The following is a 14,472-nucleotide window of genomic DNA, read 5'->3' as shown; positions in this document are numbered from 1 at the left end:
TCGGCGCCCTCCGGGCTGAAGAGGAGGACCTCTCATGCTCAAGGCCACTTTCGCCGCCGCCCTGGCTCTGGGCTTGGCGGCCCCTGCCCTGGCACAGACCCCTTCGCCCAGCACGACAACGACCCCAGGCGTGACGACGGCCCCCCGGGCCACAACGGCGCCTGCAGGCATGGCGCAGGGCCACCTGCGGGCCAAGGCCATCATGGACTGGGACGTGTACAGCTCCGACGGCCACGAAGTCGGCGAGGTCGAGGATCTGATCCTGGACGCCCAGGGACGTGTCGTGGGCGTCGTCGTGGAAGTGGACCGTGGCCTGCTACGCAGCGACCGCCACGTCATGATTCCCTTTGAGCGCCTGCGCATGGGCAACAACCGCCGAGCGGAGCTGCCCATGACCCGCGACGAGGTCCGCGCCATGCCAGGCTTCGATTACCGCGACTGACCGGCACGGCGCCTTCAAGGGACAAGCCCCAAGACCGCCAGGCATCGTCCCCCAGGGTGTCCAGGCCTCCGATGCCCAGAGGAGACTGCGATGGCCTGGGTGTATCTCATTGCCGCCGGCTTGCTTGAGGTCCTTTGGGCCTTCACCATGAAGCAATCGGAGGGCTTCACGCGGCTTTGGCCCACCGTCGCCACCCTGGCGGCGATGTTGCTGAGCTTTGTCCTCCTTTCCTGGGCGATGCGGGTTCTTCCGCTGGGAACCGCCTACACGATCTGGACCGGGATCGGCGCTGTCGGCGCGTTTGTCGTCGGGATCATCGTCCTGGATGAGGCGGTCACTTCCTTGCGCGTGCTCGCCGCCTTCCTACTACTGGGCGGAATGATTCTCATGAAGATTTCAAGCTCAGATTGACGACCCTTCTCCAGCGGGCCGCTAATTCTCCCCGCTAAATGGAATAGAGTTGAAATCCTTCGAAGAATTTGTTACATAAAGGTCATCATGCCGATGCGCGGAATTTCATTCCGCCCGCGCCAAGCGGGAACCCTTCTCGCAGGAGATTAGCCCCGGGCCTTTCGGCTCGGGGATGGTCCGGCGCAAGACCGCTGATGCGCACGCCTGAACGGCACCGCTCTTGGCATGAAGGTTTTCACAATGACACAGCAAGACCTAGCGGAGCAGCACTATGCCTCCGTGGATCGACGCGCGGCGTCGGTCGATACGCTGCTTCTTGCGGCCCTTGGCCGCCACCAATCCGTCGCACCATGCCGGCGCGGCCCCCGGGCTTTCCTGGCGTCTTTGGCGACGCGGCGTGACGGACGTCCGGCCTCCGGCGGGCGCGGGGTGATCAGCGGACTCGGGGCGCCCCCTTCCGAAGAAGAGAGCGGCCCCACGGAAGGCCAGGTCCGGGCCATGATCGTTGGCGCGCTGGTGGCGGCCTTGGCTGTCACGCAGTTTCTGTCCTGGTGGAAGCCCGAATTCGTCCTTTCCTTGGGCTGACGCCCTTCCTCGGCCGCGGATCGCTTGCGGACCGGCCATTTCCCACGGTCGGCATCGCCGTGACCCAGGGAACGCCGTGTCGAATGGCACAGCGCGCTGCTGGGCGCAGTCAGCAACAAGCCCAGCCCAGCCCGTGATGACCCCGAAAGAAAGAAACCCATGAACACCGAGCCCACAACGCTGGTGGCCCGCCGCACCAAGAAGCTGGCCCAACCCCCCATCACCCTCTCGGCCACGGACGAGGAGCGGCTGTCTAGCCTCGCCGCGGCCGTCGCGCGCCGAAGCCCCGAGGTGGCAGAGCACCTCCTGCGCGAGATCGATCGCGCCCGGATCGTGCCCCCCGGCCGCGTGCCACCGGACGTGGTCGCCATGCACTCGCATGTCGAATACCGCGACGGCGGAACCGGCACGGTTCGCCGTGTCCAGATCGTTTATCCGCACGAGGCCGACATCGAGGCAGGACGCGTCTCCGTCCTCACCCTGGTGGGTGCCGGCCTGATCGGCATGGCCGCCGGCCGCTCCATTCTGTGGCCCACGCTGCAAGGGCGCGAGCGCGAGCTGACCGTGCTGCGGGTCTCGCCACAGCCTTTCGAGGTGGGTGAGCGTCTGGCTGAGTCGTCGGCATGAACGCGCAGTTGCGGCGGATCGCAGGGCCGCTCGCCGCCACGCTGGGGAGCGTCGGGCTTCTGCTCGCGCAGCCGCTGCTGCTGCCGCTGTTCGGAAACGCTGGCCCGGCCCCGGGCAGCGGGCAGGTCCTGCGCCTGCTGCTCGGCAGCGCGGCCTATTTCAGCGCCGCCTGGCTCGCCACGCGCCTCGCCGATGCCGTGCTCTCCCGGAAAGGCAGCGGACGCCGGCGCTCGCCCAAGCTCCTGAAGGACCTGCTGGCGGCGGCGGCCTTCTCGGCGGCGGCATTCGCGACGATCGCGCTGGTCTTCGAGGGCTCGGCCCTTGGCGCAGCGGCAACGTCCGGCGTCATCGTGGCCGTGCTCGGCTTCTCGCTCCGCGGCGTGATGGGCGACGTCTTCGCAGGCATCGCGCTCGGCCTTGAACACACCTACCGCATCGGCGACTGGGTGGAGCTGGAGGCGGGCCTCGGCGGGCGCGTGATCGAGATCACCTGGCGGGCGACACGCATCGAGACGCGCGACAAGGTGCAAGTCATCGTGCCGAACGGGCGCATCGCCCAGCAGCGCGTCACGAACTACAGCGCCCCGCGCCCCCAGTATCGACAGCAGGTCCGCATCACCCTCGACCACTCGCTGGCAGCGCACGACGCGCGCCAGTTGCTGGCAGAGGCGGCCGCCGCGGCCCCGGGCGTTCTATCCGATCCGCCACCGGATGCGCGCCTGACCGCGCATGAGGCGGAGGGCCTTGTTTACATGGTCCGCTACTGGGTGCCGAGCTTCGCCCAGGAGATCGATTGCCGCGATGCGGTGCTGACCGCCGTGGATGAGGCGCTCCGCCGGCGGGCTGTGCCGGCGCCTCACCGGCGGTATCGGCTGCGCTTGGAGCGGCCCGGCGGTGACACAGCGCAGGCGGTCGCCATGCTGGGCCGATAAGCGCCCCCAGACCCGCTGCTGGGCCTCGGCGTCGCATCACCCTTTAATGCAATAAACTTGCGCTCTTCCTGCATTGATTTTCGTTTGCTTTGCATCCTTCGACTCATGAGGCTGTCGCTTGAGATGGAACCGATGGCGACAGCGGATCAACCGCATCTCTCGGACGGCGCGGCGACAGTGTTGAGTCGATTCCTGACTGCCGACGGCGCTGACAAAAGCCGGCTGAAGGACGCGCATCGAACTCTTCGCCGCGGAGGCACCGCAGCCCTCCTCCCCGCGATGGTTGAAAGTCGTCAAGGCTGCAACACAAGCGGAGAAGCGCACATGAACGGATATCACAGGCGTGAGGCAGCCGCCTCGCGCGAAGACGACCCCGACATCCCCCTTATCTCCTGCAGTTCGCCGCCCTGCTTCCTTCGTGAGTTCTCGCCTTCCTTCCTCGGTCCTCTGACGCGCGCTGAGATCCTGGTGCTCCTGGAAGACCTCCTCGCGGTGCGATGGGCACGCACCCCTCTCGAGCGCGCCTGGCTCGGCAGCATGCTGCGCCGCCACATCGCCCAGATCAACGGCCGAGCAACGAAGGCCACATCGCCACTGCAGTTGGCGGCGGTGGAGGAGGAACCGACTCCTGAGACATTGCGGAAACTCGCCCTCGACCTGCGCGATGCCTTGCCGCGCATCGAAGACCGAAGCTTGCGACGCGACCTTCAGGACGTGTCCGCCAGCTTGCAGCATTTCCTCCGCAGGCACTGCGCCGCAGCGCAAGAGGAGGAATAGAAGGCCATGCCCAGCTGGGACGAAGTGCGCGCTTGGCGACGCGCCGAGCGGGAGCGCCTGATCGCGCGACGGCTCCTTGTGCCGCGCGAGGAGCGGAAGGTCCGGGATGGCATCATCACCGACCACTTGTTCAGCCTCATGGTCGATGCGACCCAGAGCGCACCGCGCACCCTCGGCTTCTTTCGGCCCTTCAAGGGCGAGTTCGACCCGCGGCCTCTCGCGCGCCAGCTGCATCACCGGTGCATCCGCCTGGCGCTTCCGGTGGTCGTGGAGCGGGGGAGGCCCGTGATTTTCCGGGAATGGCGGCCTGGGGCTGCCATGGTCCCCGATCTCTGGGACATCCCCATTCCCGCGCGCGGAGAGACCCTTCTCCCGGACATCCTGCTGGTGCCGCTGGTCGGGTTCGACGGCTGCGGCCACCGGCTGGGCTATGGCGGCGGATATTACGACCGGACCCTGGCGGCCATGGCGCCAAAGCCGATTGCGATCGGTGTTGGCTTCGAGATGTCGCGCCTGGGCACGATCTACCCGCAGCCACACGACATACCGATGGATCTGGTCATCACCGAGCGCGGCACGGATTGCGACCGGCACGTGACCTACTCAGCGAGAAAGGAGGAAGTGCCATGTGTGGTGGGGAACTGAGTTCTTCGGAACTCGATCGGGTCGGGCGCGCGCTGCTCGACACGGCCTCGGACGCCATCATCGTGGCCGACGAGGACGGGATCATCCGGTTCTGGAACCCCGGCGCCGAGCGCATTTTCGGCATTCCAGCCTCTGATGCGCTGGACCAGTCGCTCGACCTCATCATCCCCGAGCCGCAGCGGGCCCGTCATTGGGCCGGATTCCAGCGCGTGATCGAAACCGGCGAGAGCCGGTATGGCTCGGACGGGCTGCTCGCGGTGCCCGCGATGCGAGGGGATGGCAGCCGCATCTCGGTCGAGTTCACCATTGTGCCGCTCCATGGGCCCAACGGGCGGATGGAGGGCATGGCCGCCATCCTGCGGGACGTGACCCGCCGCTTCGAGGAGATGCGGTCGCTGCGACGCGAACTCGCTGAGAACCGGAGAAGCGCAACCGAGCCGGCATGAGACCCAGCCTCCCTCCCGGGGAGGCAGCCAAGGAGGAAGGACGATGAACAGTCCGCAGTTGGAGACGGTCTGCGAAGCAGTGGAGCTTGTCCAAGGGGTTGGTGACCCGCTTCTCGGCCAGTTCTGCGTCATGTCGCTGGTCGCCTGCCTGGCAGGCGAAGGTCACACCGATCGCCCCCGCTGTGCCTCGGCGGTGATCCGGGCCCTGGCGATCCCGGTCAATGACCGGATGCCTCCAGAGGCGCGTCAGCGCCTGAAGGTCTTCGTGCCTCGCATCCTCGGCACCAATGACGGGCTCGACGGCCTGCGGGCGGCCATCTTGTGCCGCGCCATTCTTGAGGAGGTTGTCCCCAAGACGTTGTTTGAAGCGGGGCGTGAGCGCGCCAAAGGACGGGAGCGCGGCTTCTTTTGGCGCCTGTGGACCCGAAGGGCGAAACGCGTCCTCATCGGCGAGATCACAGCCGCGCGCGCCAAGCTCCTCGCCGAAGGCGAGCAGAGCACGCCTTTTGAGCTGAAGGAGCGCGTGGCGGAGGCCGCGGGGCACCTGATCACCTTGTGCGCGGCCGATGCACCGACGGCCGACGATGAGGAATGGTACTGGAACAAGGCCATCGACCTGCTCGACCGGCTTTGTGACATCGGCGCCGATGAACGGGCCGCAGAACCTCAAGCCCCGCCTTTGATGGCGCTCAGCATCACGCTCACGTCGCGCCTTTCCGAAGGCGATGCTCCCCGCAAGCCGGCCGTGGCGCCATCCTATCTCACGCTGCTGTTCCGCTGACCGCTCACGAACGGGGCGCTTTCGCAGCGCCCACCCAGAAGGGAGGCTGCCGATGTCGACCGCCGTGAACGTCTTGCGTGCCCAGTCTGTCCCCGCGCGCTACGACACAACGTCGCGCGTTTTTCACTGGCTCACCGTGGTGCTGGTTCTCTCTGCCGCGATGCTGGGCCTCTGGATCGCCCATGCCGAGCCCGGAGAGGCGATCAAGATGACGCTGTACAACCTGCATGAGAGCATCGGCGTCACGATCGGGCTGGTGACCCTGGCCCGCCTCATCTGGCGCCTCGGCCATCCGGCTCCGCCATTACCGGCGGATCTGCCGGATGCGCTCAAGCTCGCCGCCCGGCTGAACCACGGGGCCTTCTATCTCTGGCTTCTGGTGATGCCTGTGCTGGGCTTTATCGCGACCAATGCCTGGGGCTTTCCGCTCACCTGGTTCGGCTTGGTGCCCCTCCCCGATCCGGTCGGAAAGAACGTGCCGCTGGCCGAGATGGTCACTTTCGCGCACCGCCTGATGGCCTGGAGCCTCATCGGCATGATCGTGCTCCACGTCTCGGCTGCGCTCTGGCACCAGTTCGTGCGGCGCGACGGCACGCTGAGAAAGATGCTCTGATGTCGTCGCACCTCCTTCGGCCCGCACGGAACGGCGGGTCGGCCGCGCCCGTCCTCGTCGTGACTGGTGCGTCGGCGGGCATTGGACGGGCGACGGCCGTGGCCTTCGCCCGCCTGGGATGGCGCGTGGCGCTGCTGGCGCGAGGCCACGCCGGGTTGGAAGGCGCTCGCCGGGACGTGGAGGCAGCAGGCGGAGCGGCGCTGGTTATCCCCCTCGACGTTGCCGATGGCGCTGCGGTCTCCGCCGCGGCTGATCAGGTCGTCGCCCAATGGGGTCGCCTGGACGTATGGGTGAACAACGCCATGGCAACCGTCTTCGGACCTGCCGAGCGCGTCCTGCCTGAGGAGTGGCGGCGGGTGACGGAGGTGACCTATCACGGCGCCGTGCATGGCACGCTCGCCGCCCTCCGGCATATGCGAGAAGCGGACGGCGGCACCATCGTGCAGGTCGGCTCGGCTCTCGCCTATCGCTCAATCCCGCTGCAGGCACCCTACTGCGCCGCCAAGGCGGCCCTCCGTGGCTTCACGGACTCCCTCCGCTGCGAGTTGCTGCACGACCGCAGCGGCGTGCGGCTGACGATGGTGCAGCTTCCCGGCGTGAACACGCCGCAGTTCAGCTGGTCGCGGACCCACATGCCGCGCCGGCACCGACCCGTCGGAAAGATTTTCGAGCCCGAGGCAGCCGCTCGGCAGATCGTCCGCGCCGCACTTCACGCTCCCCGTGAGTTCTGGGTCGGCATGCCCGCCATCGGGGCGATCCTGGGGACGATGGTGGCGCCCGGCCTGTTCGACCGTTACCTCGCGCGAAGCGCCTACGAGGCGCAGATGTCGCTCGAGCCGGCGGGTGACGGGACCAGCATTCTGAACCACCCTGCCGGAGACGATGCGGGTGTGCGAGGCCCATTTGAAGACGAGGCCAAGCCGCAGGTTCTTGGCATCAGTGCGGCACTCGCACGGGCAGCGTCGGCCCTCCTGGTGACCGGGATGGCGTCGCGATTGGCCATCGCCCTGGCGCGACGCCGCGCGCACACCACCTCGCCCCCACTCCGGTCATGATCCGCAAGGTTGCATATCGGAAGGTCATCCTCGCCGGCGTAGCGGGAGCCGCGGTCTGGGAGGCGCTTGCCCGGCTGCTGATTCTGTTCGGGCTGCCTGTCGCCGACATCGTGGGCACGCTCGGCGCGGTCGCGGCACCGGGAGTAGGCGTCTGGGTATCATGGGGCGCAGGCCTGCTGCTTCACTTTCTGGTCGGCGCCATCTGGGCCATCTTCTACGCCTACTTCTTCTGGTCCGACCTGCCGATTCGCCCCGTGCTGCAGGGGCTGCTCTTCGCCTTCATTCCGATGACGCTTGCCATCCTCGTCGTGCACCCGCAATTCGAACTCATGCAGTTGCGCGGCGCCGAGGCGGCCGCGCTTCCGCACTTCGGATTCGCCGGCCTGCCCGGCCGTCTGCATGAACCAATCTCGATCGCCCTTGGGCATCTTCTCTGGGGGGTCACACTCGGTTGGCTGTATGTGCGGCCGGTTGGTGCGCCCACGGGCGGCCCACCTCCGCGGATCGGCCTTGCGAAAGGCAGGAAAGGCGCGGCTCACATCCTCGCCTCTCGCGGCCAGGCGCGTCAGGAAAGCCACGAGCGCTTCATGCTCGCCACGGGCATCGAGTGCAGCTATCCCACCATTGAGGGCGGAAGCTGGCGGATGGACCAGATGCAGGCCTGCGGCCACTACCGCCACTGGCGCACCGACCTGGCGTTGGTCCGCGAACTCGGCCTGCGCTACCTGCGCTACGGACCGCCTCTGCACCTCGTTCACCGCGGGGCGGATCGGTACGACTGGTCCTTCCCCGATGAAGTCTCTGCCGAGATGCAGAGGCTCGGCATCGTGCCGATCATGGATTTGTGTCACTTCGGCCTTCCCGACTGGCTCGGCAACTTTCAGAATCCGGAAGTGCCACGGGCACTGGCCGATTACGCGCGGGCCTTCGCGCGCCGCTTCCCCTGGGTGCGGCTCTACACCCCGGTGAACGAAATGTATGTCTGCGCAAAGCTGAGCGCGCTCGATGGTCTGTGGAACGAGCAGCTCCGGGACGAGCGAGCCTTCGTGACCGCGGTCCGTCACCTCGCCAAGGCGAATGTGCTGATGATGCAGGCGATCGCGGAGGAGCGACCAGACGCGGTCTTCGTGAACAGCGAGAGCGGTGAGTTCTATCAGCCCTGCTGTCCAGACCCGGAAATCCGCCGCATCGCTGCCTTCGAGAACGAGCGCCGGTTTCTGCCGCTCGATCTGCTCTATGCCAGACCAGTGTGCGAGGAAATGCGTGCTCATCTCGCCGTCAACGGAATGCCCGACGAGGAGTACGCTTGGTTCATGGGCCAGCGCGTGCGCGATCGGGCCGTGCTCGGCGTCGATTATTATGACTGGAACGAGAAACTCATCGACAGCGACCGCCGCGTGCAGGCCCTGGGCGAGCTGTTTGGCTGGTACGTCGTCGCCGAGCAATACTACGAGCGCTATCGGCGGCCGCTCATGCACACCGAGACGAACCACCTTGATGCGCGCGAGGCTCCACGCTGGCTGTGGCGGCAGTGGCACAACGTGCAGCTCATGCGCCAGCGCAACGTGCCGATCGTCGGCTTCACCTGGTTCTCGCTGACCGATCAGGTGGACTGGGACATCGGGATGCGCGAACCGCTGGGAAACGTGAACCCGGTCGGCTTGTTCGATCTCAACCGCGATCCGCGCCCGGTAGGCCAGGCCTATCGACATCTCGCGCACCTGTTTGACTCGGAACTTTCTCGAAGCGCGCCCCTCGACACGGTGCTGCATGAAGCTGCTGAGGCGTGTGATGCTTAGGATCTTGCGGGCCCACGGTCTTGAGGCCGGCCCATCGCAAAGGCCGATGTTGGGCGGCGCTCTCTCTGGCCTCGCGGCCGCGTTGCCAATGCTCGCCGTTCTGCACGCCCTTGGATCGCTCGATGCACTGGGGCGGACGGGGACAAGCCCTTGGCTCATGGGCGTTCTGGCCTGCCTTGGAGGGATGGCAGGGAGCGGCCTGCTCTACGGATTGACCTTCCAACGCGCCGCCAATGACCCTCGCGGCGGGTGGCTGTTCGGCATGGCCTTTGGTTTCGCGCTGTGGCTGCTTGTGCCCGTGCCGCTGCTGCAGTGGTTGCCTGGGCGACCCACCTTGATCGGAAACCCGGCCCTCGGGGTTTTTCTGGGCTTCCTCTTGTGGGGGCTGACGCTTGGCTGCGCCTTTCCGCCCTTGCACCGGCGGCTCCACGTGGGTCTCGACGCCCGGCGGGGCGCCGCGTCTGCCGCGGCAGGAGAAACGACTCTGCTGCGCAGTGCCAGTAAGCTGCCAGCCCCTGCCGCGCGAGGAGGATCGGCGTAGGTGTCCCAGGCGGGCCCTGTCGTGAGAGCGCCAACTCTCGGAGAGCCGCTCCAAATTCGGATTCTCCGCCATCCCTTCCTCTTCTGGGCGGTCCCGTCCGGGAGGCTGGACCCACGGCGGAGCCGACGGTCCAACGAAATATATTGGACGATTCAAGCGAAAATCTTGCGTTCATCCGTGCGAGAAAATGCCCATGGACATCGAACTCGCTCGCACCTTTCTCGCCATCGTCTCGGCTGGAAGCTTTGTGGGTGCCTCCGACCAGCTGCATGTGGCGCAGACGACGGTCAGCGCGCGGATCCGCTCACTTGAGGAGCAACTCCGCCGGCCACTCTTTGTCCGCAACAAAGCGGGTGCGGTGCTGACATCGGCGGGCGAGCAGTTTCTTCGCCATGCGCCGCAGATGATCCAGCTCTGGGAGCGGGCGCGCCACGAAGTCGCCGTACCGGCCGGCCGGCGGGCGATGCTGGCGATCGGCGGCGAACTGAGCCTGTGGGAGCCGCTTCTCCGGGAATGGCTGGTGTGGATGCGTCGCTCGGCGCCCGATGTCGCTCTGCGCGTCAGCATCGGTCTTGCCGATGACCTGGCCAACCAGGTCGCAGGGGGCATCCTCGACTTGGCCGTCGTCTACGCGCCGCGCTACCGCGCGGGCCTCAAGGTGGACCTTGTGGCGGAACAAAGGCTTGTCATGGTAAAGGCGCCCGGACAGCGCGCCAAGAGCAACGGCGACAATTACGTCTATGTGGATTGGGGCCCGGAATTCGCCGTCCGACACGGCATGGCGTTTCCCGACCGGGCCGAACCTGGCCTGCATGTCGGCCTCGGCCCCTTGGCACTGACCTACATCCTCCAGGCGGGCGGATCAGGGTACTTCCGCCTCGGCGCGGTCCGATCCCACTTGGCGAGCGGTCAGCTCGAGCTTGTGCAGGGCGCGCCCGAGTTCATCTACCCGGCCTACGCCGTCTACGCGCAGAACGGTGGCGACCGCGAATTGATGGAGACGGCGCTGGCAGGCCTGCGCCACGCGGCCATCGTGTCGCAGGCGGACACCACCCGAGCGTCGGAGCCCCATCCGGCCCGCGAAATGGCAGCGCCACGCCAGAAGGCGAAACGGCCAGACCGCAAGGCTCGCAAACGCTACCGGGCCTACAGCGCCTGATAAAGCATCTCGGGCGGCATGAGCGTTGTCTTGTCGACGACGCCTTTCACACCGGGGATGCACCCAGCCAGGACGCGAAGCCCGCGCTGAACCGCCCGGTCCTGCGAGAAGCCGTGAAACGTGACCACGCCGTCTTCAACAGAAATGCTCGTATAAGGGCTGTAGGCCCAATGCTCGCGGCGCATCGCCGCGATCACCGCAAGACGGATGCGCTCGTCGGAGGCGTCAGCCGCATCGTTCCTTGGTTCATCGAGGACCCGAAGCAGATCCGCACGGCTGACGATGCCGCATAAGCGTCCGGCCTTGACCACCAGCACCCGACGGATGTGGCGCTGCTCCAGCAAGGCGGCGATCTCAGCGACCGGGGTTTCGAGCGAAACGGTTACCAGTTCTGTCGTCATGATCTCTTCAGCCACGAAGCCATGCGACCGGGCAAAGCGGTCCGCCTCCTCCGAGGGATCCGCGAAAAGAGACGCAAACCAAGATGGCGGCTTCTCTGCCATGACGGCGAGGCGGCGCATCAGATCGGCCTCCGTGACGATTCCAACCAAGGCGCCGCCCTTGTCCACGACCGGAACCGCCGAAATCCTGTGCTGCCGCATCAACGCAGCGATCTTCAGGATGCGCGCATCCGGCGGAATGACCACGACCTCTGATGTCATCACACTTCGAGCCGTCGCGTTGTCCATGACCTCCTCCTCATCGCCTGACGAAAAGACCAGTGGTCGCGCGAGAACTCGGGCGCCACCCGAACCGGAGATACCGTCAAGAGAATGAGGCTGCCGCCCGAAAAAGGTCCAACGAAATTCAATGCACGATGAGTGCAATGATGCTGCATTCTTCCGGAAGCGCCGGCTGCAGCCGAGCCCATCACTCCGTCAAAATTGCAGAAAGCACGGCGCAGGTGACCCGGCCCAGGCGGCCAGTCCACGGGTGTCAGCGGGCTCGGTCGCCGGCCCAGACACTCCGCAGCCGCGACGCGGCTGCCGGAGCAGGCATTCGCCCCTGACCCGCCAGCCCTGCGCGCGACAGCCTGGGCAGCCTCCCTGGCCACGCCACGCATCCTTCACCTTTTCTGAGACGTTTCGGGCCGGGAGGACCTCATGTCCGGCTCAAACCAACATCTCGACCCCTCCTTCGACCTCAACGCGGCGCCAATGCGGATCGGCCGCGTCCGCCTACGGGTGCGCGACCTTTCAGGGGTCGTCCAGTTCTACCGCGACATTCTGGGCCTAGTGCCGGTGAAGCAATCAAACCGACGCGCCGTCCTTGGCGCAGGCGCACAGCCCCTCATGGAGTTGATCGGCGATCCACGTTTCGCTGCGCTCGAAGGCCGTCAGGCCGGCCTGTTCCACACAGCCTTTATCCTGCCCGACCGCACCAGCCTCGGCAGATGGCTGCGTTTCGCGAAAGAACGGAACATCGGCCTGGATGGCGCTGCCGATCATGGAGTGAGCGAGGCAGTCTACCTCGCCGACCCGGAGGGCAATGGGATCGAGATCTACTCCGACCGCCCAGTGTCGGCATGGCACCGCACCGGCAGAAAGGTTGAGATGACGAACGACAGGCTGGATCTCGAAGAACTGATGCGCGTAGCCGATGGCCCCTGGACCGGCATGCCGACGGAAAGCACGATCGGCCACGTGCATCTGCAGGTTGGCGACATCGCGGAGGCCGAGCACTTCTATGGTGACCTCCTTGGCTTCGAAGTGACCTGCCGTTTTCCCCAAGCCAGCTTCTTCGGCGCAGGCGGCTACCATCACCAGCTTGCAGCCAACACCTGGCGCAGCGGAGGCGCCGGGCCACGCATGGAAGGTATGGCTGGCCTCGACGCCGTTGAACTGATGATCCGAAACGGCGCCGACGGCAGCGCCGTCGAGGCCCGCGCGCGGGCGGCAGGCATGACCGTCAAGGCTGAGAGCGGAGAGAGGATGCTGTGCGATCCCTGGGGCACTGTGATCATCGTGGCTCCCGGCTGAACTGCCTCTTCACTCGCGGGCGCGACCAATCACGCCCAGCCGGGCCTCGGACGAAGCATGCATCGTCCGATTTGTTGCTGCCGAAAATCCTGCGCGCGAAATCTGTATTGGCAGCGGCCGCGAGGACACAGCCAGCCACAAATTACAGAATTGACATAAACTTCCGGCCTTGGTCAAATGGCGCTGCGGGAGAGATCGCAGCGGCTGAAAGGTCGTTGCGGCGCCGAAGGAGCAACCGCCCCGGAAACTCTCAGGCTCAGCACCGCGCCGATTTTGAACTCTGAAAAGTGGAGCAGCCGCTCCCGCCGACGGTGTAAGCCCCTGCCCCGCGATGGAGCAGCGGTGATGCTCTCAGGCCAATGACAGAGGGGGCATTCGACCCGCGCGAAGGCGCGGGAGGAGAATGCATATGCCTCGCTCGGGTCCTCAGACCGTCGCCATCATCGGCGCTGGCGTCACCGGCATCACCACCGCGTACAACCTCGCCCGCCGCGGCCATGCGGTCACCGTCTTCGACCGCCATCCCTACGCGGCGATGGAGACCTCTTTTGCCAATGGCGGCCAGCTTTCGGCGTCCAACGCCGAGGTGTGGAACAGCTGGGCCACGGTGCTGAAGGGCATGAAGTGGATGCTCACGCCCGGAGCACCCTTGCTCGTGAGCCCCCGCCCCTCGTGGCACAAGCTCTCCTGGATGGCTGAGTTCGTCGCCTCGATCCCGCGCTATGAGGAGAACACGGTCACCTCGGCCCGCCTTGCCATCGAGGCGCGGGCGCATCTCCGTCGCATGGCCGAGGAGGAAGGGATCGACTTCGACGCGGAGAACCGCGGTATCCTGCACTTCTATCACACGAAGCAAGACTTCGAGGCGGCCTCCCGCGTGACCGAGCTACTGCGGAAGGGCGGGCTGGAGAGGCGGGCGGTGACACCCGCCGAGATCAGCTCCATCGAGCCCGCGCTGAAGGGCCAGATCTACGCGGGCTTCTACACGCCGAGCGACTTCACGGGCGACATCCATAAGTTCACCCATGGCCTGGCGCAGGCCTGCGCCCGCCTCGGGGTTCGGATGCGCTTCTGCACCGAGGTGCTTTCGACGTCCGCGAACACTTACGACACCACGGTCATCAGCCGGCCGGTTGAGCCCAAGGCAGACGGCACCCCGCACCCGACCGAGAAGCATCATTTCGACAAGCTGGTGATCTGCGGCGGGGTGATGTCACGTCGGCTCGGCCAGGCGCTCGGTGACCGGATCAACATCTACCCCGTGAAGGGCTACTCGATCACGGTACCCCTGGAGGAGGCGGCGGACCAGGAGGCCGCACCCTGGGTCAGCCTGCTCGACGACAAGGCCAAGATCGTGACCAGCCGACTGGGACAGCGCCGTTTCCGCGTGGCGGGAACGGCGGAGTTCAGCGGCTACAACCGCGACATCCGGGCGGAGCGCATCGCTCCCCTCGTCGCGTGGTGTCGTGCCCACTTCCCCGGCATGAGCACGCGCCAGGCGGTGCCCTGGGCGGGGCTGCGGCCGATGATGCCCGACATGATGCCGCGCGTGATGCGTGGCCGGAATCCGCGGGTGTTCTACAACACCGGCCACGGCCACCTGGGCTGGACGCTTTCGGCCGCCACGGCCGAGGCAGTCGCCGTCCTTGTGAGTGCCGGGACGAATGCCTGAACGTCAGG

Annotated in this window: 15 protein-coding genes and 1 riboswitch; of the genes, 14 read left to right on the top strand and 1 reads right to left on the bottom strand. The window is 66.4% G+C overall.

The window, feature by feature from the left end; translation table 11 throughout:
- The first annotated feature begins 34 nt into the window (after positions 1-34).
- The 12 genes from JTJ31_RS15140 (at position 35) to JTJ31_RS15085 (ending at position 10,813) form a co-directional block, all read left to right on the top strand.
- A complete protein-coding gene (locus JTJ31_RS15140) occupies positions 35-442 on the top strand; it encodes a PRC-barrel domain-containing protein (protein WP_207539565.1) in 408 nt (135 codons plus the stop codon).
- 90 nt (positions 443-532) lie between these two features.
- On the top strand, positions 533-853 hold the full coding sequence (locus JTJ31_RS15135) for a DMT family transporter (protein WP_207539564.1): 321 nt from the start codon (positions 533-535) through the stop codon (positions 851-853).
- A 744-nt stretch (positions 854-1,597) separates the two neighbouring features.
- A complete protein-coding gene (rnk, locus tag JTJ31_RS15130) occupies positions 1,598-2,065 on the top strand; it encodes a nucleoside diphosphate kinase regulator (protein WP_207539563.1) in 468 nt (155 codons plus the stop codon).
- Positions 2,062-2,997, top strand: a complete 936-nt coding sequence (locus JTJ31_RS15125) for a mechanosensitive ion channel family protein (protein ID WP_207539562.1) — start codon at positions 2,062-2,064, stop codon at positions 2,995-2,997. Before rnk ends, JTJ31_RS15125 begins: the two co-directional genes overlap by 4 nt.
- A gap of 123 nt (positions 2,998-3,120) precedes the next feature.
- Positions 3,121-3,774, top strand: a complete 654-nt coding sequence (locus JTJ31_RS15120) for a hypothetical protein (RefSeq protein WP_207539561.1) — start codon at positions 3,121-3,123, stop codon at positions 3,772-3,774.
- A gap of 6 nt (positions 3,775-3,780) precedes the next feature.
- The gene (locus tag JTJ31_RS15115; protein WP_207539560.1) at positions 3,781-4,419 is read left to right on the top strand and encodes a 5-formyltetrahydrofolate cyclo-ligase; all 639 of its coding nucleotides are present in this window, start codon (positions 3,781-3,783) and stop codon (positions 4,417-4,419) included.
- The gene (locus JTJ31_RS15110; RefSeq protein WP_236020283.1) at positions 4,401-4,865 is read left to right on the top strand and encodes a PAS domain S-box protein; all 465 of its coding nucleotides are present in this window, start codon (positions 4,401-4,403) and stop codon (positions 4,863-4,865) included. Before JTJ31_RS15115 ends, JTJ31_RS15110 begins: the two co-directional genes overlap by 19 nt.
- 43 nt (positions 4,866-4,908) lie before the next feature.
- Positions 4,909-5,646, top strand: coding sequence for a hypothetical protein (locus JTJ31_RS15105; RefSeq protein WP_207539559.1), 738 nt, complete (start codon positions 4,909-4,911; stop codon positions 5,644-5,646).
- A gap of 52 nt (positions 5,647-5,698) precedes the next feature.
- The gene (locus JTJ31_RS15100; RefSeq protein WP_207539558.1) at positions 5,699-6,259 is read left to right on the top strand and encodes a cytochrome b; all 561 of its coding nucleotides are present in this window, start codon (positions 5,699-5,701) and stop codon (positions 6,257-6,259) included.
- The gene (locus JTJ31_RS15095) at positions 6,259-7,314 is read left to right on the top strand and encodes an SDR family oxidoreductase (RefSeq protein WP_207539557.1); all 1,056 of its coding nucleotides are present in this window, start codon (positions 6,259-6,261) and stop codon (positions 7,312-7,314) included. The genes JTJ31_RS15100 and JTJ31_RS15095 overlap by 1 nt, the downstream gene beginning before the upstream one ends.
- Positions 7,311-9,113, top strand: coding sequence for a family 1 glycosylhydrolase (locus tag JTJ31_RS15090; protein WP_207539556.1), 1,803 nt, complete (start codon positions 7,311-7,313; stop codon positions 9,111-9,113). The genes JTJ31_RS15095 and JTJ31_RS15090 overlap by 4 nt, the downstream gene beginning before the upstream one ends.
- A 734-nt stretch (positions 9,114-9,847) precedes the next feature.
- Entirely contained in the window at positions 9,848-10,813 is a 966-nt protein-coding gene (locus tag JTJ31_RS15085; RefSeq protein ID WP_207539555.1) for a LysR family transcriptional regulator, read from the top strand.
- Here JTJ31_RS15085 and JTJ31_RS15080 read toward each other — a convergent pair.
- Complete coding sequence (locus JTJ31_RS15080) at positions 10,801-11,502, bottom strand: CBS domain-containing protein (protein ID WP_207539554.1); 702 nt, start codon at positions 11,500-11,502, stop codon at positions 10,801-10,803. The two genes, JTJ31_RS15085 and JTJ31_RS15080, sit on opposite strands and share 13 nt — an antisense overlap.
- Before the next feature lie 414 nt (positions 11,503-11,916).
- On the opposite strand from JTJ31_RS15080, the gene JTJ31_RS15075 reads away from it, so the two are divergent.
- Positions 11,917-12,792: a VOC family protein gene (locus JTJ31_RS15075; RefSeq protein WP_207539553.1), complete on the top strand. Its 876-nt coding sequence runs from the start codon at positions 11,917-11,919 to the stop codon at positions 12,790-12,792.
- Between the two features lie 176 nt (positions 12,793-12,968).
- A riboswitch (glycine riboswitch) is annotated at positions 12,969-13,067 on the top strand.
- Between the two features lie 134 nt (positions 13,068-13,201).
- Entirely contained in the window at positions 13,202-14,464 is a 1,263-nt protein-coding gene (locus tag JTJ31_RS15070) for a D-amino acid dehydrogenase (RefSeq protein WP_236020282.1), read from the top strand.
- Positions 14,465-14,472: the final 8 nt, after the last annotated feature.

The organism is Sabulicella rubraurantiaca (assembly GCF_017355885.1).
Taxonomy (GTDB): domain Bacteria; phylum Pseudomonadota; class Alphaproteobacteria; order Acetobacterales; family Acetobacteraceae; genus Roseococcus; species Roseococcus rubraurantiacus.
The sequence above is the reverse complement of the archived record's forward strand: the minus strand, read 5'-3'. Positions and strand labels throughout refer to the sequence as shown.